The 22,775-nt window shown below is 63.5% G+C and carries 17 protein-coding genes; 7 read left to right on the forward strand and 10 right to left on the reverse strand.

Annotation, left to right across the window (positions count from 1 at the left end; translation table 11 throughout):
- Window positions 1-125: 125 nt before the first annotated feature.
- Window positions 126-1,280, reverse strand: a complete 1,155-nt coding sequence (locus ISS97_RS05725; protein ID WP_379987206.1) for a hypothetical protein — start codon at window positions 1,278-1,280, stop codon at window positions 126-128.
- Between the two features lie 150 nt (window positions 1,281-1,430).
- On the opposite strand from ISS97_RS05725, the gene trpE reads away from it, so the two are divergent.
- Both trpE and ISS97_RS05735 read left to right on the forward strand, forming a co-directional pair.
- On the forward strand, window positions 1,431-2,906 hold the full coding sequence (trpE, locus tag ISS97_RS05730; RefSeq protein WP_379987205.1) for an anthranilate synthase component I: 1,476 nt from the start codon (window positions 1,431-1,433) through the stop codon (window positions 2,904-2,906).
- A gap of 34 nt (window positions 2,907-2,940) precedes the next feature.
- Window positions 2,941-3,636: a hypothetical protein gene (locus ISS97_RS05735; protein ID WP_379987204.1), complete on the forward strand. Its 696-nt coding sequence runs from the start codon at window positions 2,941-2,943 to the stop codon at window positions 3,634-3,636.
- A 588-nt stretch (window positions 3,637-4,224) separates the two neighbouring features.
- Here the strand turns inward: ISS97_RS05735 and ISS97_RS05740 are convergent.
- Together ISS97_RS05740 and ISS97_RS05745 are read right to left on the reverse strand one after the other, a co-directional pair.
- Window positions 4,225-4,638 carry a DoxX family protein gene (locus tag ISS97_RS05740; RefSeq protein WP_379987203.1) on the reverse strand — a complete coding sequence of 138 codons (414 nt, stop codon included), beginning with the start codon at window positions 4,636-4,638 and terminating at the stop codon, window positions 4,225-4,227.
- A gap of 175 nt (window positions 4,639-4,813) precedes the next feature.
- Window positions 4,814-5,827 (reverse strand): alpha/beta fold hydrolase, encoded by a 1,014-nt coding sequence (locus tag ISS97_RS05745; RefSeq protein ID WP_379987202.1) that lies wholly within the window; start codon window positions 5,825-5,827, stop codon window positions 4,814-4,816.
- Between the two features lie 217 nt (window positions 5,828-6,044).
- On the opposite strand from ISS97_RS05745, the gene ISS97_RS05750 reads away from it, so the two are divergent.
- The 5 genes from ISS97_RS05750 (at window position 6,045) to ISS97_RS05770 (ending at window position 12,284) form a co-directional block, all read left to right on the forward strand.
- Window positions 6,045-7,763 (forward strand): type IV secretory system conjugative DNA transfer family protein, encoded by a 1,719-nt coding sequence (locus ISS97_RS05750; protein ID WP_379987201.1) that lies wholly within the window; start codon window positions 6,045-6,047, stop codon window positions 7,761-7,763.
- Window positions 7,760-8,119 carry a hypothetical protein gene (locus tag ISS97_RS05755; RefSeq protein ID WP_379987200.1) on the forward strand — a complete coding sequence of 120 codons (360 nt, stop codon included), beginning with the start codon at window positions 7,760-7,762 and terminating at the stop codon, window positions 8,117-8,119. Before ISS97_RS05750 ends, ISS97_RS05755 begins: the two co-directional genes overlap by 4 nt.
- 93 nt (window positions 8,120-8,212) lie before the next feature.
- On the forward strand, window positions 8,213-8,776 hold the full coding sequence (locus ISS97_RS05760; RefSeq protein WP_379987199.1) for a hypothetical protein: 564 nt from the start codon (window positions 8,213-8,215) through the stop codon (window positions 8,774-8,776).
- 17 nt (window positions 8,777-8,793) lie between these two features.
- Window positions 8,794-11,157, forward strand: coding sequence for a phospholipase effector Tle1 domain-containing protein (locus ISS97_RS05765; RefSeq protein WP_379987198.1), 2,364 nt, complete (start codon window positions 8,794-8,796; stop codon window positions 11,155-11,157).
- Complete coding sequence (locus tag ISS97_RS05770) at window positions 11,064-12,284, forward strand: XVIPCD domain-containing protein (RefSeq protein ID WP_379987197.1); 1,221 nt, start codon at window positions 11,064-11,066, stop codon at window positions 12,282-12,284. The genes ISS97_RS05765 and ISS97_RS05770 overlap by 94 nt, the downstream gene beginning before the upstream one ends.
- A 70-nt stretch (window positions 12,285-12,354) precedes the next feature.
- Here the strand turns inward: ISS97_RS05770 and ISS97_RS05775 are convergent, their stop codons facing one another.
- The 7 genes from ISS97_RS05775 to ISS97_RS05805 are packed head-to-tail and all read right to left on the reverse strand — an operon-like array spanning window position 12,355 to window position 22,772.
- On the reverse strand, window positions 12,355-13,398 hold the full coding sequence (locus ISS97_RS05775) for a serine hydrolase domain-containing protein (RefSeq protein ID WP_379987196.1): 1,044 nt from the start codon (window positions 13,396-13,398) through the stop codon (window positions 12,355-12,357).
- Between the two features lie 9 nt (window positions 13,399-13,407).
- The gene (locus ISS97_RS05780; RefSeq protein WP_379987230.1) at window positions 13,408-14,091 is read right to left on the reverse strand and encodes a M15 family metallopeptidase; all 684 of its coding nucleotides are present in this window, start codon (window positions 14,089-14,091) and stop codon (window positions 13,408-13,410) included.
- Between the two features lie 34 nt (window positions 14,092-14,125).
- Entirely contained in the window at window positions 14,126-15,667 is a 1,542-nt protein-coding gene (locus ISS97_RS05785; protein ID WP_379987195.1) for a serine hydrolase domain-containing protein, read from the reverse strand.
- Entirely contained in the window at window positions 15,654-16,880 is a 1,227-nt protein-coding gene (locus ISS97_RS05790) for a dipeptidase (protein ID WP_379987194.1), read from the reverse strand. Before ISS97_RS05790 ends, ISS97_RS05785 begins: the two co-directional genes overlap by 14 nt.
- The gene (lysA, locus tag ISS97_RS05795) at window positions 16,877-18,163 is read right to left on the reverse strand and encodes a diaminopimelate decarboxylase (RefSeq protein ID WP_379987193.1); all 1,287 of its coding nucleotides are present in this window, start codon (window positions 18,161-18,163) and stop codon (window positions 16,877-16,879) included. Before lysA ends, ISS97_RS05790 begins: the two co-directional genes overlap by 4 nt.
- Window positions 18,164-18,212: 49 nt before the next feature.
- On the reverse strand, window positions 18,213-21,239 hold the full coding sequence (locus tag ISS97_RS05800; RefSeq protein ID WP_379987192.1) for a TonB-dependent receptor: 3,027 nt from the start codon (window positions 21,237-21,239) through the stop codon (window positions 18,213-18,215).
- Between the two features lie 57 nt (window positions 21,240-21,296).
- A complete protein-coding gene (locus ISS97_RS05805; RefSeq protein ID WP_379987191.1) occupies window positions 21,297-22,772 on the reverse strand; it encodes a transglutaminase-like domain-containing protein in 1,476 nt (491 codons plus the stop codon).
- Between the last annotated feature and the right edge of the window lie 3 nt (window positions 22,773-22,775).

Below are 22,775 nucleotides of genomic sequence, written 5' to 3' on the forward strand. Positions count from 1 at the left end.
GGTGACGGGCTCGCTTCGCATCGCCCAGCAAAGATTAAAGAAAGAGCGGCTCCCTCTCCCCTCTGGGGAGAGGGTTGGGGTGAGGGGTGGGTGCTCGCGACGGCGTCGCTGAGGGGCGCTCTTGCCTACGGCGTCGGCAACGCCGCCCGTTTGATGATCCAGCCGCCTGCGTCATGCAGCAGTTCTATCTGCTTGATGTTCGGGGCTCCACAGTCACCTGCTTTTTCATGGCAGGCGGCGAGAGATACGCGCAGGTGTTGGTCGTCGCTGAGTTCGAAGTCGTTGAGGTGGGTGCTGGCCTGGCTGACGGCGTTTTCCAGGGCGGTGCCGATGAAGACGCCGCGGCGGAAGATGTAGAGCTGCAGGTTGTCGGGGTGGCAGGCGCTGTCGTGGCCGGAGGCGGCTTCGGCGACGTAGGTGTCGCCTTTGCGTTGGGCGCGGCCGGTGAGTTGGCGCTGGCCGCCGGTGAGCAGGAAGCGATCTTCGTCGTTGCGCGGTGTGGGGACCGCGGCGGGGCACTGTGTGGTGTCGGCGCGGACGGCGGTGGCGTCTTGTGCCGGCTCGGTGTGCAGTGGCTGCAGCGGGCGCGGGACATAAGGCTGTTGCGCCAGCTCGGTGGGAGCGGCGGCGGGGTGGTGCAGCCATAGTGCCAGCGCGGCGGCGCCGATCAACAGGCTTGTTGCCGCCCAGCCTCGGCCGCCAACCGTGGGGTGCCGCAGCAGCCATAGCAGGATGCCCAGTCCCAGCAGCAGGGCGATCGGTGCGAGAGCGTGCCAGAGCAGGGCGAGTACGGAGAGGCAGACGGCGGCGATGGCCCAGCGCGAAACGGCTGCACGCGAGTTGACGGGCAACGGTGGTGGCGTCGCCGCGGTGGTCGGCAGAGGTGGCGGCAGCGGGGCTTCGTGCGTGGCGGACGCGCCCTCCCACGGGAACCATTGCTGTCCGCCGTCGTGGCACCACTGGTCGCCGGCATGGGCATAGCGGGACAGCGCTGACTCGGGCAAGGGACCGCGCAGCTGACCTTCGCGCAGCAGCCAGACTAGCGGTGCGTCGTCGGGAATGACGTGGGCTTCGACACCCATCTGTTCCAGCTGGGTGGCCTGGGTCTGCGCGGTGGCTTCGTCCAGTCCGCGCCGGATCAGCAGCGGCGCGCGCTCGAATACGCGCTGGCGGAAGTCGGTGCCTTCCATGCCGAAAGCCGCCGCCATGCGTGCCTGCACGCTGGCGGAATCCTGGCCATCCAGCAGGCGGCCGGTAAGCACGAGGCAGTAAACGGTCATGCAGTTCCCCCAGGGCGCCGCATCCTGCGCCGATGCCACAAGGGTAGGTGTGGCATCGGGGACACACAAGCCGGATTTCGGTTCGTGGCCGGGGTATGCCTAAAATGGCTCTCTCAAGCTTCCCCGATTGGCTTTCTGGATCTCCGCTACGTGATCTCCCGAGACGAATTCGACGCGCTGGCTGCCCAGGGGCACACGCGCATCCCGCTGGTGCGCGAGGTATTTTCCGACCTCGATACTCCGCTGTCGGTGTACCTGAAACTGGCCGATGGCCCGTACACCTTTCTGTTCGAGTCGGTCGAGGGCGGCGCCACCTGGGGACGCTATTCGATCATCGGCCTGCCGGCGAAGCGCGTGTACCGCCTGCGCGGGCATGAGCTGGAGGTGGAGGACTCAGGCGAAGTCACCGAGCGCCGTCATCTCGACGATCCGCTGGGCGAGATCGAAAAGCTGCGCCAGCAGTACGACGTGCCGCGCCTGCCGCAGCTGCCGGCCTTCAGTGGCGGCCTGGTCGGCTACTTCGGTTTCGAGACCATCGGCTACATCGAGCCGCGCCTGGCGCGGTGGGATCGCGCCGACGAGCTGGGCACGCCGGACGTGCTGCTGATGCTGGCCGAAGAAGTGGCGGTGTTCGACAACCTCAAGGGCCGCCTATACCTGATCGTGCATGCCGATCCGTCGCAGCCGCATGCCTATGCCGAAGCGCAGCGCCGGCTGGATGCGCTGGTGTATCGCCTGCGCCAGGGCGGTGCCTCGTATCCGCAGCTCACGCAGTCCATCGCGCTGGATGAGGGCGACTTCAAATCGTCCTTCACCAAGGAAGAGTTCGAGGCGATGGTGGAGCGCGCGAAGGAATACATCCGCGCTGGCGATATTTTCCAGGTCGTGCCATCGCAGCGCCTGAGCATCGGTTTCCACGCGCGGCCGGTGGATGTGTACCGCGCGCTGCGCGCGCTCAATCCGTCGCCCTATATGTACTTCGTCGATCTCGGCGACACGCAGATCGTCGGCTCCTCGCCGGAAATCCTCGCCCGCCTCAAGGATGGCAAGGTCGTGGTGCGTCCACTCGCCGGCACGCGCAAGCGCGGCGCCACTGAAGAAGAAGACCAGGCGCTGGAAGCGGAGCTGTTGGCCGATCCGAAGGAACGCGCCGAGCACGTGATGCTGATCGATCTGGGCCGCAACGACATCGGCCGCATCAGCGAAACCGGCAGTGTGGAAGTGAGCGAATCCTTCGTCATCGAACGCTACTCGCACGTGATGCATATCGTGTCGCAGGTACAGGGCAAGGCGCGTCCCGGTCTCGGCTATATGGACGTGCTCAAGGCAACGTTCCCCGCCGGCACACTCAGCGGCGCGCCGAAGATCCGCGCGCTGGAAATCATCCAGGAGCTGGAGCCGTACAAGCGCAACATCTATGCCGGTGCAATCGGCTGGATCGGCTGGTGGGGCGATGCGGACACCGCCATCGCCATCCGCACCGCGGTGATCCAGGATGGCCGCCTGCATGTGCAGGCCGGCGCCGGCATCGTCTACGACTCCGATCCCTCGGCCGAGTGGGAAGAGACCATGAACAAAGGACGCGCGCTGTTCCGCGCGGTGGCACAAGCGGCGAAGGGGCTGTGACCGGAAGGTCCGGCCCGACTACAGGGATGACATCGTGAGCCTTTCCATCATGCGGTACGGCATCGTTGCATTGCCGTTGCTGTGTTCCCTCACCGCGAATGCGCGCGAACCCGTCGAGGTGCGCTGGACGGACGATCCGCTCAGCCGCCTCAAGGCGATGGCGATGCTGCAATCGCTCAATGCCGATCTGCTCAGCCATCCCAGCGCCACGCTGACGCTGGAGCGCTGGTGTGGCGCGCATCATCTGGCGCGCGACGCCAAGGTAGTGGCGCGGCTGGTGAAGGGTGTCGACAAGCCTTTGCCGGAAGGCGCGCGTGAGCAGCTTGGCATCGGTGCCGACGAAGCGGTGCGCTATCGGCAGGTGCAGTTGGTATGCGGCAATCTGGTGCTGTCCGAAGCCGACAACTGGTACGTGCCGTCGCGGCTCAGCGCGGACATGAATCGCGAACTGGACAGCACCGATGTGCCGTTCGGCAAGGTAGTGCAGTCGCTGCATTTCCGGCGCCAGACGCTATCGGCGGAGTTGTTGTGGTCGCCGTTGCCGCAGGGTTGGGACGAAGGGGCGGTGTTGCCGCCGGGTACGCATCGGCCGCTGGCGATTCCGGCCCATGTGTTGCAGCACCGGGCGGTGTTGGTGGGGCAGGATAATCGGGCGATCAGTCTGGTGGTGGAGAGTTATACGTCGAATGTGTTGGCTATGCCTTCGGCGGTGTTGGCGCCTACGCCTTGAGTTTTTCTTCCCTCTCTGGGGGAATGGGTCCGCTCTAGCGACATCCTTTCCTATTCGTCATCCCTGCGTAGGCAGGGATCCAGTGGCGTTGTCGCTGGGTTTTAGCGTCTGCGTGTTCTTGTCCGCCTGCGGCGGGGCTTCGTCTCGCTGCCGCGAGCCGAGTTACTTTTCTCTGCTTGCCCAGAGAAAAGTAACCAAAAGAGAGGGCACCCCTCTTGCGCGCCCTCCGGCTTCGCCTGCGGGTCCGTGAGGGTCGGCCGGGCTTTTCGACACGACATCCCTGTCGTGTCGAAAAGGCGCAGGCGTCCTGCCTGCGCCCCCTTCGGGGCCTGATCGTCCAACCCTCACCGCTCCACAGGGGACCCGGTTACGGGCTCGCTTCGCATTGCCTTTCAAAGCGAAGGAAGAGCAGCTCCCTCTCCCCTCCGGGGAGAGGGTTGGGGTGAGGGGTGGGTGCTCGGTCCAACGGTGCTATTGGCGGGTTTTTCTATAAGCGTGGGCTACAAAATTCCCGAATGAATGCCCCGGAGCATTCATTCGGCGCCATGGTGTCCGGCGCTGCTGCGCCTTACTTAGAGATGTGCGGCGTCAGCGCTTGTCGAGGGAATAACTTCCCGGTCCGGTCACACACAGCAACAGCAGTGCGCCCACGATGCTGATGTTCTTGTAGAAGTTGATCATCGCCATGTACTGGATGTCTCCCGACATGTTCCAGTACGGGTGGCCGATGAGTGCCGTGGCGAAGGTGTAGATCGCGAGGATGAGCGCCAGTGGCCGGGTGAAGTAGCCGAGCACCAGCGCGATGCCCACCGCGAACTCCATCACGATGGCGATGATCGTCGATAGCGTCGGCGCCGGCAGGCCGGCCGAGGCCATATAGGTCACGGTGCCTGAGAAGCCGATGATCTTGGACCAGCCGAACTTCACGAACAGGATCATCAGGAGAATGCGGGCGACGAGGATGAGCTCGTCCTTGTGTTTCTCGAATAACGTGTAGCGCATGATGTTCTCTCCAAGCCGTCGAAGTCGGTGCTGTGGATAGACATGCTGCTCGTCTGGGTTCGCCGGGCCCATCGTGGCGAAGCATCTGTCGAGGGCGTTGCCCCTCGATGGTGATGGTACGTCCGCGCGAGGTGAGTTTTCCATCGCTGGACGATGGATTTCGCTATGAGTTGGATCAGTTGCCCAAAGCGTCATCCAGCGCCCGGTAGAACCGGTCCGGTGCTTCCAGCATCGGCGAGTGGCCCAGACCGTCGAGCGGGACCAGGCGGGCGCCGGGAATCGCCTGCGCAGCCTGCTTTCCCAGCACTGGATAGTCACCCAGCGTGGCGGCGACGGCGGGTGGGGCGATATCCCTGCCAAGCGCAGTGCGGTCGCGCTGGCCGATGATCAGCACCGTAGGCACTTTGATCTGCGGGAACTCATAGATCACCGGCTGGGTGAAGATCATGTCGTAGGTAAGTGCGCCCGCCCAGGCGGAGGTCTCGCGACCTTCGCCTTCGTACTGCCCGGCCTGCAGGTTCACCCAGCGGTCGTACTCGGGTTTCCAGTGGCCGTCGTAGTAGCTCTTGAGCTGATAGGCCTCGATGCTTGCGGCGCTGGTCTTGAGCTCATTGCGGTACCAGTCGTCCACGCTGCGCCAGGGCACCCCTTTGGCCTTCCAGTCTTCCAGGCCGATCGGATCGACCAGGATCAGTTTTTCTACCGCCTGCGGAAACATCAGCGCGTAGCGCGAGCCGACCATGCCACCCATGGAATGCGCAATCACGATCACCTTGTCCAGGCCGCGGCTCGATAGCAGGGCATGGGTGTTCGCCGCCAGCTGGTGCAGGCTGTATTGATAGCCGCGCGGTTTGGAGGATTTGCAGAAGCCGATCTGGTCCGGCACCACCACGCGGTAGCCGCGATCGCGCAGGCGTTCGGCGGTGGCCGTCCAGTACGGCGCGCAAAAGTTCTTGCCGTGCAGCAGCACGACGGCGTGACCGTTGGGCTTCGCTGGCTGCAGATCCATATAGGCCATCTGCAGGGACTGGCCCTGGCTCTCCATCGCAAACCAGTGCACCGGGTAGGGATAGTCGTAACGCTCCAGGCGCGCGCCGAGATCGGCCACCTTGGGGGCGTTCTCCGCGTGGCTCGCCGAAGCGGCCGATAGCGCGGCGATCAGTGCGGCAGCGACAAGGGCGCGATGCATGGCGATGCTCCTGTGGGGACAGGTGATCGAGCGTAGCGCAAAGACCATTGCCATCCACGGATGTTGGTTGTCAGTTGGCGTGATCGTTATCAGCAGAATCCTTGCGAAAGTGGCGCGTTGCATCTCTGGAATCAGCGGAGCAAGTTAAAGCAATTCCCGCACTTTAAGTGTGGCGAAGTCGTGCAAGGGACATGGATGCAAGGGAGAGCATCAGGATATGCAGGCATGGAGAGCGGTATTCGTATCGGCCTTGGGGCTGGGCGCGGCAATGGCGGGAGCGTACTTGTCGGGCCGTGTGACCCATCTGGTACTGGGGCTGCATGGTGAGCCCTGGCGCTTGACTACCTACTGGCAGTATGTCCGTGCGCTCGATCAGCCACTGGTTGCGCCTTATGCCATGCGCATCAAGCTGGCCGGCATCATGGGTTTTGGTGTGCCGATGCTTGCATGGGTCTGCCTGCTGGTGGCTATGTTCAAATCAAAGAGGCCGTCGCTGCATGGCGAGGCGCGCTTCGCCACGGCCAGTGATCTGGCGAAGCAGCGCATGTTCAAGCCGACATCCACCAGTCTGGTCGTAGGCAAGATGCGCGGCAGGCTCGTCCATATGTCGGGCCAGCAATTTGCGCTACTGGCTGCACCCACACGCAGCGGCAAGGGTGTAGGCATTGTCATTCCGAACCTGCTGACCTATGCCGGCTCCATGGTAGTGCTGGATATCAAGCAGGAGAATTTTGACCTGACCAGTGGCTGGCGTAAGTCACAAGGGCAGAGCGTTTATCTCTTCAACCCCTTTGCAGAAGACATGCGCTCTGCTCGCTGGAACCCTCTGCATTACGTGTCCGAAGGCGTTTATCGGATTTCCGACCTCATGGCGCTGGCCGAGACCCTGTATCCCGATGGCTCGCCGGACCAGAAATTCTGGGTGAGTCAGGCGCGCAATGCCTTTGTGGCGTTCACGTTGTACCTGTTCGAGAAGCAAGACGCGCAGCGCAACGGTGGGCGCCGGCCAAAGCACATGACGGAGCCGACGCTCGGCCAGGTATTCCGCCTGTCCTCGGGCGATGGTGATGACCTGAAGATCTACCTGCGCCGCCTGGCACAAAAGCCATTCCTGAGCGGCGATGCCAGAAACGCCTTCAGCAACCTTATCTCGCAGGCAGACGACACCTTCTCCTCGATCATGGGCAGCTTCCGCGAGCCACTGAACATGTTCATCAATCCGGTGCTCGATGCCGCCACCAGCGGCAATGACTTTCTGTTGACCGATGTGCGCAAGAAGCCGATGACGATCTATATCGGCATCCAGCCCAACAAGCTGGCCGAGAGCCGCATCATCATCAACATGTTCTTCAGTCAGCTGATCAAGCTCAATACCAAGGAGCTGCCTTCGCAGAACCCCGAGTTGGCCCATCAGTGCCTGCTGCTGATGGACGAATTCACTGCCATCGGCCGGGTGGACATCCTTGCCAGCGCCGTGTCGTTCATTGCCGGCTACAACCTGCGGTTGCTGCCCATCATCCAGAGCGTCTCCCAGCTGGAGGCGGTATACGGCCGGGATGTGGCGCGCACCTTCGTCACCAACCATGCCCTGCAAATCGTCTACACCCCGCGTGAACAGCGCGACGCCAACGACTACTCGGAGATGCTCGGCTACACCACGGTGCGCAGGGAGAGCATTACGCGGGGGCGCGAAGTGAGTCGGAGCGAATCAGAGGAACGGCGCGCCCTCATGCTGCCGCAAGAACTCAAGGCGATGAGTGGCGACAAGGAGGTGTTCTTCTACGAAGGCATTCCGCACCCGGTGTTGTGCGACAAGATTCGGTATTACCAGGATAAGTTCTTTACCAGGCGGTTGTTGCCGAAGGTGGAGGTGGCGGCGCTGGCGATATCTGGGGGCGACATACGCCATTACTCAAAGGAGGGTGCAGGTAAATGAAATCACTTTCCGAGTTGCTAAGACTGAGTCCTGATATCCATGTGCCTGCATGGATGCCCATATATGACATTGATGCTGTGCTGCGCGCAGCCGATGATGGCTGCGGCTACGCCTCAGATATGATGGTTTACCGCTTCGTTCAGTCGGTTCATTTGCGTGAATGTCAGGCGGTCATCGATATGTGCGTTGTTTTTTCGCCTTATGACTTTGGTCTAGATACACACTATTTCCGAGGCGCCTTTTCTTGGTCTGTGATGGAGGATGTCATCGCAATGAATGCGCTGAATCCGGTGCCGAGCTACCACCTGCTTCTGATGCTTATGGTCGAGCGCGATATTTTGATCAAGAAGACATAGTTTGCTTAGGGCTCTGCACTTTGAGCCAAAGGATCAATGGCGGCTTCCTGGCAATTTGAAAACACTGGCCGTGAACACGAACAAGGAACTCTTATGACCATCAGCTTCAAACTTCCCCCCGGCTGGGCCGGCCCCCTGGAAGGCAAGGGCCCGTGGCCGTTGCGGTTCTATTCGCATAGTTTTGGCGCGCGCCATTTCCACACGCAGCGTTGCCAGATCATTTACAACAACAACAGCTTTACTCGCCTAACGGGTGACAAGCCCGCAGGGCCGCCACCGGTTCCGAACTGGCAGGACGATTGGAGTGCGCACTACGGGGTCGTGCCCAGCGATCATGGCGGACGCACCTTCCCTGGGCCGGTCGAGCTCTGGTGGACTTCGTTGGATGGTGTCACTCACGAAGCCACTCTCGATCTGGATGCCTTGTTCAAAGAGCGTCTGATATTGCACAGCCTCGCCAAGGACGAGATTCCCGAAGGTTGGTTGGCCGGCTGCTCGCGCGATCCGATATCTCCTGACATTTTGGTCGAAGTCAACGATCGCACCGTTAGCATTTACATGCGTGCCTTGGTTGCTACCAAGGAAGAGCAAATTCCTGGTAACCCGCATAGCAAAGGACGCAACGATCTGATGCTGGCCTGGACCCACACCTACTGAGCAAAGGAGTGCCGATCATGGGCGTACCCAAGGACTACATGAATGTAGATGGCCTGCCAAGCGATGGCGTGGGACACGACGTGGCTTCGCCGGAACAGCTAGCCAAGTTCGACGAAGCCCGCGAAACGTTATCGCGCTTTCGCACGCCGATCCTCGTGCATGCGGACAATCCACACGAGCGACTTTTTATTGCGGCCTTTGATGGCACGGGCAATGACAAATTCGCTGATCCCACGCATGCGACCAATGTGGCGAAGATCAGCGACCAGATCGAAGCTGCCCATGAGGCTGGAAATAAACAGGTCTACGTCAACTATCTGGAAGGCCCCGGCACCCAGAGCAATCCCCTCATGCGCACCTGGGACCTGGCGACAGGCTTCAGCTACGAAGATCGCTTGGAAAAAATGTACAAAGATCTCGTGAAACAAGCGTGGGAATGGCAGCAAGCCGACCCCCACGTACAAATCCGCGTACACAGCATCGGCTTCAGCCGTGGTGCCAGTCAGGCGGCGGGTTTCACCCAGCTTCTGCATGAGCGAGGCATCCGCGACATCACCAGTCGAACCATCGATGTCGAAGGCCGTGAAATTTACACTCGACACATCGCCCCACCCGGCCAAACTCTGCAAACCGTAGGCTTGTTCGACCCGGTCGCCACCGGCGAGCCCATGAACTATGACCGTCGCCCGGCACCGTCGGTGGTTTCCGGCCTGCAACTCACCGCACTCGACGAACACCGCGCCGCCTTTCCCTCCGATCAAGTCATGCAGCCCGGCTTGTCCGAGGATGGCCGCTTTCTCAATGTGATGGTGCCTGGAGCCCATTCGGACGTGGGTGGCAGTTATCACCGCGATGGTTTGGCGGCACGCAGCTGCAACCTGATGATCGATTACTGCAACGCGATGGGTGACAAGCCGTACTTGCACAAGTACTACGAGCCGAACGATCCGCGCCTTAACGTGGTGCATCGCTCGTGGGAAGGGATGCTGCCGTATCAACTCGATCCGCGTGAAGCGGTGCGCGGCGAACCCAGCGGCACCAATACGCAATTGGCGCCGATGCGGGTGACGGAAGCGGGCGAGCTGCCCCATAGTCCTTCGCCGCTAGCCCCGGAGTTGGCTGAAAGGGTGTACACCCTGCCGCGTCAAGGCGTGCCCATTGGCCCCGTGCCGGCAGCGCGCGACACGCGATTGCCGCTGGTCGCCGATCCGCATGCGGCCGCGCTCGAAGCAGGCCATTCTGTGTCTCTGGCACCGAAAGTGGCCGCCACCCTTGGCGCCGCCGCAGTGGCTTATGACGCCACCACGACCTTCCATCGCGCGGTGGATTTGCAGCACCAAGGCAATCTTGCCGGCAGCCAATCAACCATCGTGCATTTCGCCGGGCGTAACATCGGCATGCTGGCGGGTGCGGAACTCACCGCCACAGTAGGTGCCGTTCTCGGCGTCGAGTCTGGCCCCGGCATGCTAGTCACCGGCGCCCTCGGCGGCATCGCTGGTGCTGTCGGTGGTGACAAGGTGGCGGATGCCGTCGATACCTACCGCATCTATCATCAGGATGATCCGCACGGGCAGACGTGGCGCTACGACCCGAAACAGCCACAGCAAGGCTGGACGCGCGACCTGCCGCCACTGCCCGATACACCGCACGGTCAGCACATCCAGGCCGATCCCGCACTGAGCGACCGGCTCAACTACCAGGCCAGCAGCACCGCCGTGGAACTGCAACTGGCGCGGCCGTTCACTCCGGTCGATCCCTACACGCAGCCGGCCGGGCCGCACGACACGCCAAGCCAGATTGATGCACCCTGGACACGCGATGCGCAGACCAAGCAATGGTCGCGCACGGTCACCGATCAGGTGATGGAGCACGGCCTCAAAAGCGCGCATGCCGAAGTGGCTACACCACAACGGGCGGGGCAGCTCGATGTCGCCGCGCAAAACACCATCGCCGATAACCTCGCCCACTCCCAACGCGGCATGGCCGAGCGCTACCAGGCGGCGTATCAGCACTATGGGTGGCAACAGCACGGACCGATGCCGGCAGCGGTCGCCGATGCGCTGCGGGCGCCCGCCAACACCGTGCAGGCCTCCGACGGCCATACCTATACCCGCACAGCCGATGGACAGTGGACGACACCCAGCAGGGTCTTCGGTACCAACGCGGCCGAAGGCAACGTGCGTGATGAGCTCGACGCCACGCAGCTGGCCGGTAATGCGAATGCAGCGGCGGCGTCCAGCGAAGCTGCGGCGGCACCCCAAACACCGGTGGCCGCCAATCGCCGAGCATGCGTCCATCCGGACTGGAGGCGTACGCACGCACCCAGGCGGCGATGCACGGCGGCGATGCCGCCGCCCAACGGCAGGCGGCGAAGACGCTAAGCGACGAGGTGTCGCGCACCGCAGGCGGGCCTCGGGTCGTTGACCGCCTGCACGATCGGGACATCGGCAACATCCCGGTCTCCCGGGCGGCCCTCGATGCCCCCGAAACGATCAGTCCCCGCTCGCTGGCACCGGTCCATCGCGCAACACACCCGGACCGCGCGCACGAACAGCAGTTATTGCGTGATGTGGCGCTGATCAATGAGCGCACCGAACGGGAGCTGGGCAAGGCGCCGTTGCAACAGCGAGAGGTGACGGAGTTGACACGCACCCATGCACAGGAGCGCAAGGCACCCGATCACGCCATGCAGCGGACAGCACCGGCCGAAGCGATACAGCCCGATCATCCCGCCAAGCGTGTGGATGAAGCCAAACACGAGGCGGCGATGGCGGCACCGACAGCATCCGCACCGGCGCTACCGGTACAACCTGCTGCTGCGCCCGTGATGCGCGCTGCAGAACCAAGCCATGGCGTTTCACCGGCCGCCGATGCACTGCCCCCTGCGCCAGCGCTGCCCACGCAGATACCCGAGCCACACCACAGCGCCGGGCTTACACCGCCTCGCCAGCCGGAACCGGAAGCAGGGCATCTCCGCGAATCCATGGCAGCTCCAGGGTCTGTTCACACGTCGCCCTTTGCCGAGAACGCTCCCATGGCGTTTCGGGCGGAGGCCCGTCGCGATGAGCATCGTCTCGACCCCAATCATCCGGTACATCCCGATCACGCGATGCATCAAGGGATCCGCGATCATCTTGTCGCTCTCCATCGCGATGCCGGATTCACGCTGGCACCGGATCAGATGGAGCGCCTGACCGCCAGTGTGCTGGTCGAAGCCAAGCGGTCGGGCCTGACCGACGTCACGCATATGGAGTTCGGCGAAGCCGTGGCCTCTGGCATGGGCACGCCAACCATTCATGTGTTTCAGGCATTTCGCGGCGATCTCGACGATCCGCGCACGGAATGGGGCGCGGTGAACGCACAGCAGGCGATGGATGTTCCCTTGCAGCACTCGCATCAGCAATTGCAGGTCGTGAATCAGCAGCTCGAACAGCAATACCAATACAACCAGCAATGGCGCATGCAGGAACAACAGCAGCAGAGCATGGGGCCGACGATGACGGTGTAGCTCATCAGGTGACGGTGCGTTGCGGGCGGCATTTCAGGGGCGAGCGTGCCCCTGAAATGATCGCCGACTCTCAATCTCCAAGAAACGGTTGCGCGATCGACAGCGCGGTGCGATACGGCTCGGGATCGTTGCGATTGCTGAGCAGGATCACCGTCACATGCTGTTTCGGCCAGCGCACGATCACGTTGCGGAAGCCGATGCTTTCGCCGGAATGCCACCGCACGTCGCCGTGGACACGCCAGCCATAACCGTAGGCATCGACGTCGTCTTCGCCGGTGACCTTGTTCTGTGCGGCGAAGGCCAGCTTGCGCGAGGCGTCGCTGAGCAGGCGATCGTCGTAGAGCGCAGCGTCCCAGCGTGCGAGGTCGTCGATGGATGAGTAGATGCCGCCGTCGCCGCGTGTGGCGCTGGTCAGATCCTGGTCGGTGCGGGTCCACTTGCCGTCAACTTCGCTATAGCCGAAGGCGCGATGCGCGGGCTCGGGGCCGTTGGGTTCGCGTAGCAGGGTGTGGTCCATGTGCAGCGGTTCGAAGATGCGCTTGCGCAGAAAGTCCGGCAGGCGCTGGCCGGAGGCTCGCTCCACGATCAGCCCGAGCAGCACATAGCCGCTGTTGCTGTAGCGATAACTGGTACCGGGTGCGAAGTGGCTGCGGGTCTCGGTGGAGAGCATGCGCAGCACGTCGTTGTCGTTGAGCTGTGCTGTGGTGCCGGGCGGAATCAGGTCTTCGTAATCGATCAGGCCGGAGCTGTGCGAGAGCAGATGATGGAGGGTGATCGCCTGGTCGGTGGCGGGCAGTGACGGTAGCCAGTGGCGCACCGAATCATCGAGCTTCAGTTTGCCGTCCTGCGCCAGCAGCAGGATCGCCGCCGCGGTGAACTGCTTGCTGACCGAGGCCAGGCGGTAATGGGTGGCGGGTGTCGCTGCTTCGCCGCTTTCCAGGTTGGCGTAGCCATAGGCCTTGCGCAGCACCGGCTTGCCATCCTTGAGCACCAGTAGCGAGGCGCCCGGCACTTTGCCGGTGTAGCGCTGCATCAGCGTTTCGGTGTTGTCGGCATGGGCGCTGGCGGCGCCAAGGATGAGTAGCGGGGCGAGCAGGCGGACGAGAAAGCGCATGAGGTCCTCTTAGCGCACGGGCAGGTCGTAGTAAGTGTCCGGCGAGGGTTCGGGGTTGAGCGTGTAGTGCCACCACTCGAACGGGTAGTTGCGGAAGCCACCGTGCGTCATGGCATTGCGCAGACGGTCGCGGTTGGCGCGCTGCGTGGCGGTGACCGTGGGCGAATCGGTGTTGGCGAGCGGGTCGAAGTAGTCGAACGGCGTACCCATGTCGAGCGGTTCGCAGTGATCGCCGCCGGCATCGCATTGCATCAGGGTCAGGTCCAGCGTGGCGCCACGGCTGTGACCGGAGCGCGGCGCGATGTAGTCGCCGAGCAGCACGCGCTTGTCCAGGTGCGGATAGTGCGTAGCCTTGGTGCGCTGGTCGGCAAGGTCGCCGCCCCAGCGCACGAAATGCCGCACGGCGCGCGCAGGGCGATAGCAGTCCCACAACAGCAGGCGTTGATGGCTGGCGCGCAAGGCGAGTTCGACCCGTTGCAGCGCTTCCGCCGCGGGGCGAAGCAGATAGCACTTCGGCGCCTCGTAGCCTTCCACCGGCGCGCCGACGAAATTGTCGCTGCCGGCGTATTTGATGTCTTCAGCAATATCCGGCACGAGGCTGCGGACATCCACCAGTCCCGCCGCGGCCAGTGTGCCCGTGGCAAGCGGCGGTTTGTCGGCCTGCGTGGCGCAACCACAGGCAAGGGAGGCCATCGCTGCCGCAGCGAGCCAGCCTGATCGCGCGGACTTATTCACAGCCGCGTACGTGCTTGAAGGCGAGATCTTCATAGTCGTAGCTGAAATCCGCATCGGGATCGACCTTGCTCAAATGCAGGAGGCCATCCTTGCCGGTGGATGGCGAGAGCCAGGCCTCGGCGTCGCCATGCTCCCACTGCACCAGGTAGCGCTGGCCCACGCGCATCACCGGACCGCGCAAGCGGGGTGACTTGGCGGTGGCGAAAATCACGCCGCCATCGCGCGGGCAGAGCGTGATGTCGCCGAACCACGGATCGCGCCATGTACCCAGCTGGCTGCGCAACTCGTTGGCCGTGGCGGGGTGTCGGGCGGACGTGTCCGGTACGCGCGAGGTGCGCCGGGTATGTTCCTTGGCGGCGAGCTCGTCGGCATAGCTATCCACGCTGCGCGCCTTCTGGGGCGCGGTGAAATGCTTGAGCAGCACCTCCACCAGCACGGTGCGCGCGTCGTCGGCGTCGCCGTTGATCAGCACCACGAAGCCGCTCTGGCGATCCGGTAGCAGGTACAGCGCGGAATACATGCCGGACAGCGTGCCGGTGTGCGACACCGTGAGCGCGCCGTCGACGTCAGCGATGCGCCAGCCATAGCCGTAGGCATACAGGCGCGTGCCATCCCACGCGCGGCGCTGCGCGGAAATCGGCATCGGTGTGTACGGAGTCCACAAGGTGTCGCGTTGCGCCTGCGGCAGCCACGACAGTTGCTGCGGCGTAGGTGCAAGCCATTGATGCGCCCACGCCAGCATGTCGTTGAGGCTGCATTGCACGCCGCCCGCGGCTTCCATGGTGGTGGGATGTACGACTGGGTCATCCGGCATCGATGGTATGTAAGCGTCGTCGTGCTTCACATGCGGGAGCGCAACCGGCGCCATCGCATCGCGCCGCCACTCGCCAACCCGGCAGCGCGAGAGTCCCAGTGGCTCGAACACCTCGCGTTTCAGCAACGTCTCGTAAGGTGCACCGCCCGCGGCGGCTGCGACTTCCCCGGCGACGACGTAGAGCAGGTTGTCGTAGGCGTAGCCGGCGCGAAAGCTGTAGACCGGCCTCAGCCACGCCAGCGCGGAGACAATGTCCGTGCGGGTAAAGTGGTTCGGTTCGGGCCACAGCATCAGGTCACCGGCACCTTCGCGCAGGCCGCTGCGATGCGTCAGCAGATCGCCGACCTGCATGTGCTGCGTCACCCAGGGATCGAACATGCGGAAGGCGGGCAGGTAACGCGTCACCGGATCGTCCCAGCGCAGCTTGCCCTGCTCGACCAGTCGCGCGAGCAGGGTCGCAGTCATGGCCTTGCTGTTGGAGGCGATCTTGAACAGCGCATCGGGCGTCACCGGCTGGCCGGAGCCGCGCGCCAATTCGCCCGCCGTGCGCATGTAGATCACCTCGCCGTGGTCGATTACGCCGACGGCGAGGCCGGGCAGGCGATAGCGCGCCATCACGGCATCGATCAGCGGATCGAAGGTTTCTTTCGGCGTCTGCGCGTGAGCCAGCCCCATGGTCAGGGCCAGCGCGGCAGTCAGCCACCGCCTAGCGATGCGCATCGGCATCCTGTTCGACCGCACGCCACACGCGCAGCAGATTGCCGCCCCACAGCTTGGCGATGTCGTTGTCGCTAAAGCCATGGCGGCGCAGTGCCGCGGTTACGTTGCGGGTTTCGCTGGCATTCTGCCAGCCATCGATACCGCCGCCGCCATCGAAGTCGGAGGCGATGCCGACGTGGTCGATACCGGTCACGTCGACCATGTGGCGGATATGCGCGACGTAATCGTCCAGCGTGGGCAGCGGAAATGCCGCATCGATACGGCGCATGCCTTCCACATAGGCGGGCAGGAAATCATGCTTCTCGCTGTCGTAGGTCTTGTCGCCTGCCTGCTTCGCGACCTGTGCCTGCAAGGCCTTCTCCGCCAGTTCGCGGCCGGGATCCAGTTTCAGGAAGCCTTTGTACGCCACGGCCTGCACCACGCCGCCCTTGGCCGCGATGGCGCGCAGCAGGTCGTCAGGCAGATTGCGCGGATGATTGATCAACGCGTGGGCGGCGGAGTGCGAGGCGATGATGGGCGCCTTCGATACCTGCAGCACATCGCGCACGCAGGCGTCGGAGCTGTGCGAGATATCGACCATCATGCCGAGCTGGTTGGCGCGCTCGACCACGCTGCGGCCGAATGCGCTGAGTCCCGCATCGCTCAGCGGCGGATCGCCCAGGTCGGCGGTGGGCATGGAGCTGGTGCACAGGTCGTTGTGGCCGACGTGAGCCAGGCCGATATAGCGGGCGCCGCGCGCGAAGGCCGCGTCGAGGTTCTTCAGGTCGTGGCCCAGCGAGTAGCCGTTCTCGATGCCGATCATCGCTGAGAGCTTGCCGGCCTTGCGGTTCGCCATGACCTGATCGGGCGTGGTGGCCAGGCGGATGCGCTGCGGGTAGCGCTTCAGCATCAGGTCGATGTCGTCGTACTTCTGTTTTGCCTGCGCGACGGCATGGGCATAACCCTCGGCCGTCAGCGGGCCCTGTTCCACATAGATGACGAAGAATGCTGCATTCAGACCGCCGCGCTCCATCTTGCCGAGGTCGACGCGCAGCGGCGTGTCCTTGCCAACGTCGAAACGCGCTTCGCGCATATAGGCGAGTGGAATATCCACATGCGTGTCGATGGTGATGGGCGGATCTTGCTGGGCCCATGCCGCGCCGGCCCACAAGGTCAGCGCCAAAGTGAGCGCTGTGCTGGATAGTCGCCGTGTCTTCATGCGCCTGCTTTTCATGCCATGTCCCAGTCCCGAGCCGGTTGCTCGCCGGCCACCATGTCTTCGAAACGCTGCCTGTGCCGCACTATGGCATGCCGCCTCTGGTCGAGCAGCACCTCGGCGGCGAGCGGGCGCGAGTTGTAGGTGGAGGCCATGGAGGCGCCGTAGGCGCCGGTACCGCGGATCATCACCAGATCGCCGGGCCGCAGTTCGGGCAGCTCGCGATCGCGCGCGAAGGTGTCGCCGGTTTCGCAGACCGGTCCGACTACGTCGTAGCGCGTGCGCTCCCGCTGGCCGTCGACCAGGGGCACGATGTCGTGCCAGGCGTCGTAGAGGCTGGGGCGCAGCAGATCGTTCATGGCGGCGTCCAGCACCAGGAAGTTCTGTCGTTCGCCCTGCTTGATGCGGATCACACGCGTCAGCAGCACACCGGCCTCGGCCACCAGATAACGGCCGGGTTCGAGCAGGATGCGGCCGCGGAAACCGGCCAGCGCTTCACGGATCGCGGCGGCATAGTCGGCCGGCGCTACCGGATGATCCTGCCCGGCGCGATAGCACACGCCCAGGCCACCGCCGACATCGATGCTGGCGATGGCGTGGCCATTGGCTTCCAGCTCGCGCCAGAACGCGGCGACACGCTGCAACGCCAGACGGAATGGCTCGACGCTGAGAATCTGCGAGCCGATATGCACATGCAGACCATCCAGCCGTACGTGGGTGAGCCGGCCGGCTTCGGCAAACCAGCGCCGCGCTTCGGCGATGCTCACACCGAATTTGTTCTCGGCCTTGCCGGTGGAAATCTTGGCGTGGGTCTGCGCGTCCACATCCGGATTGATGCGTACAGCCGCGCGTGCCGCGATGTGCAGGTCGCTGGCGAGACGCTGCAGGGTATGCAGTTCGTCAGCCGATTCGACATTGAAACGCAGAATGCCGGCGGCCAGGGCTTCGGCGATTTCCTGTTCGGTCTTGCCAACGCCGGAGAACACGATGCGCTCCGCCGGGATGCCGGCGTGCAGACTGCGCCACAGTTCGCCGGAAGACACGATGTCGGCACCGACGCCGGCTTCAGCCATCAGATGCAGGATGGCCAGGGTTGAGTTGGCTTTCACCGCGTAGCAGAGGGTGGCGTCAAGCCCGTGCAGGGCTTGCTGCAGACCGTCGATGCGCTGGCGGATCGCATGGGCGGAATAGGCGTGGAAGGGAGTGGGCAGGCGTTCGGCGAGGCGGCGCAAGTCGACGCCGTCGAAGAAGGCATCGGCGTCCTGCGCGTCGGGAGGCGAAGAGGAAAGTATCTGGGGCATGGCCTAAAAGAAGGCGGCCCGCAACATGCGGGCCGCCGTGGGGAGGAACTCAGAAATCCACGGATACCGTCAGCTGCATGAAGCGCGGCGCCTGGAAGCGCAGCGGCTGACGGAAGGTGGAGTTGGTGCCGTCGCCGATGGACGTCTGCAGATCCTGGTCCACCGCTACCGTGCGCTGCTGGTTGAGCAGGTTGTACACGGCGAACTTCGCGCGCAGCTGACCCTTGTCGCCCAGTGGCATCAGGTAGGTGATGCTGGCGCCGAGGTTGTAGGTCCACGGCATGGTGCCGTACTTGCCGCGCGGCGAGCGCTCATAGACGCGATCTTCCGAGCGGTCCGACGAGCAGTTCTGCACACAGATGTAGTAGCTGTGATAGTTGGTGGCGTCGTAAGGGTTGCCCACGCCGAAGCCGGTGATCGGTCCACCGGACAGTACGGTCAGGTCGCCGCCCAGCTGCCAATGCGGGGTCAACGAATACGTGCCGCGCATCTTCAACTGATGGCGATGATCGTTAGGCAGGTAGCCGTTGCCGCCCAGGTTGACCCATGGATTGTCGAAGTTCTCGGTACGGCCGGTGTCGTCGAAGTTGGTGTCGGAATTGACCGGGCCTTCCGCGTTGCCGCGGTTCCACGACAAGGTGTACGAGGCGTTGAACGCCCATTTCGCATCCCACGCCCGGTCGATCTGGAATTCCAGCGCGGTATAGGTGCGCTTGGGCTTCACCCAGCCGCGCTGACCGAGGTAGTTGCCGTCGGCGTCGTACATCGCCCAGCCTTCTTTCGAGGTGTCGATGGTGACCCAGCCGTCGCGCTTGCCGGTGCAGTTGGTGTCGCCCCAGACCGTGACCTTCTTGCCGGGGTTGGCCATGACCCAGCCAATGTAGCCGTCGCCGCCGCACTTGCCAGTGGCGCTGATCTCCATGTCGTCGATGGCGTTGTGCAGGCGGCGATAGGTGCCCTTCACACCCCACGACCAGGCGGTGTTGATGAGCTGCTGAAAGCCGAGGATGGCTTCGTCCTGGTAGACCTGGTCCATGTCATGGTCCACCTGCGAGCGCAGGTCGCCGACCCTGCCGCTGCCTTGCGAGGTGTCCACGCCGCCGAGCTGCGGACCGAGCTTGGGGATCGCGTACTGGTTGCCGTTGCGATCCATGATCTGCCAGCCGTCGAACGCGTAGTAGGTACGCTCATCGAGCAGGCCGCCGGCCTGCTTGATGTTGATCACGTTGGCTACTGGCAGGAAGTAGCGGCCCAGGTTGCCGAACAGCTTGGTGGTGCCGTCGCCTTTGATGTCCCAGGAGAAGCCGAAGCGCGGCGCCCACATGTTCTTCATCTTGATGTAGCTGGAACCGTCCGCGGCCTTATTGTCGAAACCGTCGTTGCGGATGCCGGCGTTGAGCAACAGGGTAGGAGTGATCTGCCAGTTATCTTCGAGGTAGTAGGCGGAGTTGGTCGTTTCGAAGGTGCCGGCGATCTCATAGCGGCGCGCGCGCACATAGGCGGTATAGCCGGGCGGCAGCACGCCACCGGTATTGTTGATGGTAGAGCCGGGTGTGGCGAAATAGACGTTGTAGTAGATCGCTCCCGGGCCGGTGTAGTGGCGCTTGTAGTCCGACGTATCCTTCTCGTGGTCATAGCCGAAGCGCAGCAGGTGGTCGCCCAGTTTCCATTCGAAATCCGCGCGGGCCTCTTTGCGAGTGTCATTGCGCTTTTCCACCGTGGAATTGGTCGTGCAGCCCAGGGTGGCGCCGCCGGGGACGGGCACGGCATGGGTGACCTTGGTCTCCGCCACCACACGGTTGCATTCGAGATCGCTGAGCGAGCGGGTGTACGACTGGCGCGAGTTGCTGCCGTAGAGAAGCTTCATCGACAGATCGTCGGTGAAGTAATTGGTATAGGTCAGCGCCCAGTTCTTGCCGCCCGTGTCGGAAAAGATCTGGTTGGTCTTGGCACCGAGTGTGCGCGTATCGAAGGTGTAGTCGTAGACGTCGCCGGTGTTCTTGTTCTTGTCGGAGAAGGCCATCAACGACAGCAGGTTGTTGTCGTTGATACGCCAGTCGATAGTGGTGCCCCAGAAGCCGGTCTTGGCGCCGTTGCTGGTGAGGGTGGTGCCATCGTCGCTGGTGTTGCGCGGTGTGCTGCCGCGGGCCTCGTACATGGCGAAGAAGAACAGCTTGTCCTTCACGATGGGGCCGGACGCGTAGACGTTGGTCTTCATCATTCCGTCGCGATCCTCGCTTGAGGCGAGATAGCGATTGCCATTGGCGTCATAGCGGTTCTTGGGCCGGTAATGCCAGGCGCCCGGTTCGAGCGTGAATTCAGCGCCGTATTTGAACTCGTTGGTGCCAGAGCGTGCGACAGCGTTGATCACGCCGCCGGTGGTGCGGCCGAACTCCACCGAGTAGCCGCCGGTCTTGACCTGGAATTCCTGGTAGAACGCGAACGGTGCTTCGGAGTAACCGTTGCGGTTGTAGAAATCGGTGACGTTGAGGCCGTTGACGTAGATCGCGTTCTCGGCGATCGACGAGCCGCCAAAGGTGATGCCGCCGAACGAGGCGTTGCCCTTGTTGACGCCAGGCGCCAGCAGCGCCACCGAGGCAATGTTCTGGTCGACCGGCAGGCGGCGCAGTTCCTCGCGGCTGATATTGGTCGCCGACTCGGTGGAGCTCACATCCACCGCAGTGATCACACTGGTGGCGGTGACGCTGACACCTTCCAGATCCTTCACGCCAAGGTTCACCGTAGTGGCATTGCCCAGAGTGACGGTGACATCGGCGGGCTGCGTGGTGAGCTTGCCGTCCTTGCGGCTCTCCAGCACGTACTTGCCGACCGGCAGGAACGAAATGCGGTAGTTGCCTTTCTCGTCGGCGGTGACCGTGCGCGCGAAACCGGTGGCCGGGTCGCGGATGGTTACGGCGGCACCCGCCTGCGTGCGGCCGACTACTGTGCCATCGTTATTGGCCGCTTGTGCCACCGGTGCCAGCGAAGCCAGGGCGACGCCCATGGCCAAACAAAGCGCACTCTTGCGCGTGAATGTCATACACGGCGCACCCTTGCGCGCCAAGCGACTGCTCATCTCCCCCATCTCCCCGTCTCCCCGACGATGCTGTCGATGCGTGTGTTGTGGAAATCCCTACCTGCCGGTGCTCCCCTTCGTAGCCGGCAAAACGTCCCATTTGAAGCTGTAATCCCACTGGTCGAAGTACAGGTTGCCGCCCTTCCACTCGACCTCGCCGCGTTGCGAGTCGACGTTGTCGGAGCGGAAGTGCTGCTTGGGCGGCGCGAAGGACTGGCCGTAGTCGCTGTTGAAAGCGATGCGCCATGCGTCGAGGCCGCCGAGGTAAAACCATTGCAGCGGCGCATCGGCGGGCTGCGTGGGATACAGCTGGCCGGTGGTGACATCGATCGGCACCCAGCCATAAGGCGCGAGATAGACCTGGCCCCAATCGTGGATATTGCTGTAGCCGTTTTCCGCGAAGACCATGCCCGACTGCCAGCGCGCCGGAATGCCGTTGAGGCGCAGCAGGGTGATCAGCAGCAGCGTCTGCTGCCCGCAATCGCCGTGGCCGGTGTGCAAGGTGTAGTCGCTGATATTGGAGATGGTGGAGTACTCGCGCGCGCCGGCCCACGGGATCTGATCCACTGCGGCGAACAGCTTCTGTGTGATGCGATAGGGATTCTTTTCGTCACCCACGACCTTGCGCGAGAACGCGCGCATGGCATCGGTGAACACCACATGCGGCGGGTGCTCGGCGACGTAGGGTGCCAGTTCCGGCGTGATGCGCGGCGCGACCACTTTATCCGGATCGATCACGTGGTACTGCGCGGACAAGGTGAGTTCGTAGGTGACGGAGAACACCGTTTTCTGCCCTGCCTTGGCTGGCTGTTCCAGATATACGGTGCGCTGCATCGCCGACGTGGGCGCGATGTCGTGCTTCGCGGGCGCGCTGACGACATAGCGGATGTCGTCCTGCTGGCCGGGCAACTCACGGGGGTACGGAATCCAGGTGCGTACGGTTTCGCCGGCTGGCACAGCGTCGGCATCGACGGTGACGGTCTGCGTCATGCGCACGCGATGCGGCAGCACGCTGCTGCGATGTTCGGCCAGCGCCGCTTCCCGCACCTGCCGGTGGTACGCGTTGAGCGTTTCCATCGGGCCATCGGTGATCGGCGTCCGGTCTTTGCGCCGCGCGACCGCTTCCGCACTGAGGCGGAACAGGTTGCCGGGCGAGCGCTTGAAGTAGAGCGTTTTGCCGTCGATCACCTGATGTTCGAACAGGCCTGCTGCATTCCAGCGTGCGAACTCCGCGTCGCTGAGGTCGGGAATCTGTTTGCGCACGCGCGCCTTGACCGCGTCGGCGTCGAGGGTGAAATCGAGCAGGATGCGGCGCATGCGCTCGCGCTGGAACAGCCATGCCTCGCGTGTCTGTGGCGACAGGCCGGGTTGTTCGAGCGCGTGGCTGATCTCTTGTTCGGCGGCCTTGAACTGGCCGGCGTCGATCTGCGCCACGGTGTGATCGAGCGAGGCTGGCGCGGTCTGCGCGGCGAGGTGGCCCGCCAGCGACAGCGCGAGCGCAAAGGCCGTGACGCGAAGGCGCCGCCCTGTCATGGT

Source organism: Dyella koreensis, from assembly GCF_044904565.1.
GTDB lineage: Bacteria > Pseudomonadota > Gammaproteobacteria > Xanthomonadales > Rhodanobacteraceae > Dyella_D > Dyella_D koreensis.

Bases quoted from the DNA above. Each gene is read 5' to 3' on its own strand.
- ISS97_RS05725 (WP_379987206.1), bottom strand. From the start codon at position 1,280: ATGACCGTTTACTGCCTCGTGCTTACCGGCCGCCTGCTGGATGGCCAG.
- ISS97_RS05740 (WP_379987203.1), bottom strand. From the start codon at position 4,638: ATGCGCTACACGTTATTCGAGAAACACAAGGACGAGCTCATCCTCGTC.
- ISS97_RS05745 (WP_379987202.1), bottom strand. From the start codon at position 5,827: ATGCATCGCGCCCTTGTCGCTGCCGCACTGATCGCCGCGCTATCGGCC.
- ISS97_RS05750 (WP_379987201.1), top strand. From the start codon at position 6,045: ATGCAGGCATGGAGAGCGGTATTCGTATCGGCCTTGGGGCTGGGCGCG.
- ISS97_RS05755 (WP_379987200.1), top strand. From the start codon at position 7,760: ATGAAATCACTTTCCGAGTTGCTAAGACTGAGTCCTGATATCCATGTG.
- ISS97_RS05760 (WP_379987199.1), top strand. From the start codon at position 8,213: ATGACCATCAGCTTCAAACTTCCCCCCGGCTGGGCCGGCCCCCTGGAA.
- ISS97_RS05765 (WP_379987198.1), top strand. From the start codon at position 8,794: ATGGGCGTACCCAAGGACTACATGAATGTAGATGGCCTGCCAAGCGAT.
- ISS97_RS05770 (WP_379987197.1), top strand. From the start codon at position 11,064: ATGCGTCCATCCGGACTGGAGGCGTACGCACGCACCCAGGCGGCGATG.
- ISS97_RS05775 (WP_379987196.1), bottom strand. From the start codon at position 13,398: ATGCGCTTTCTCGTCCGCCTGCTCGCCCCGCTACTCATCCTTGGCGCC.
- ISS97_RS05780 (WP_379987230.1), bottom strand. From the start codon at position 14,091: ATGGCCTCCCTTGCCTGTGGTTGCGCCACGCAGGCCGACAAACCGCCG.
- ISS97_RS05785 (WP_379987195.1), bottom strand. From the start codon at position 15,667: ATGCGCATCGCTAGGCGGTGGCTGACTGCCGCGCTGGCCCTGACCATG.
- ISS97_RS05790 (WP_379987194.1), bottom strand. From the start codon at position 16,880: ATGAAAAGCAGGCGCATGAAGACACGGCGACTATCCAGCACAGCGCTC.
- lysA (WP_379987193.1), bottom strand. From the start codon at position 18,163: ATGCCCCAGATACTTTCCTCTTCGCCTCCCGACGCGCAGGACGCCGAT.
- ISS97_RS05800 (WP_379987192.1), bottom strand. From the start codon at position 21,239: ATGAGCAGTCGCTTGGCGCGCAAGGGTGCGCCGTGTATGACATTCACG.
- ISS97_RS05805 (WP_379987191.1), bottom strand. From the start codon at position 22,772: ATGACAGGGCGGCGCCTTCGCGTCACGGCCTTTGCGCTCGCGCTGTCG.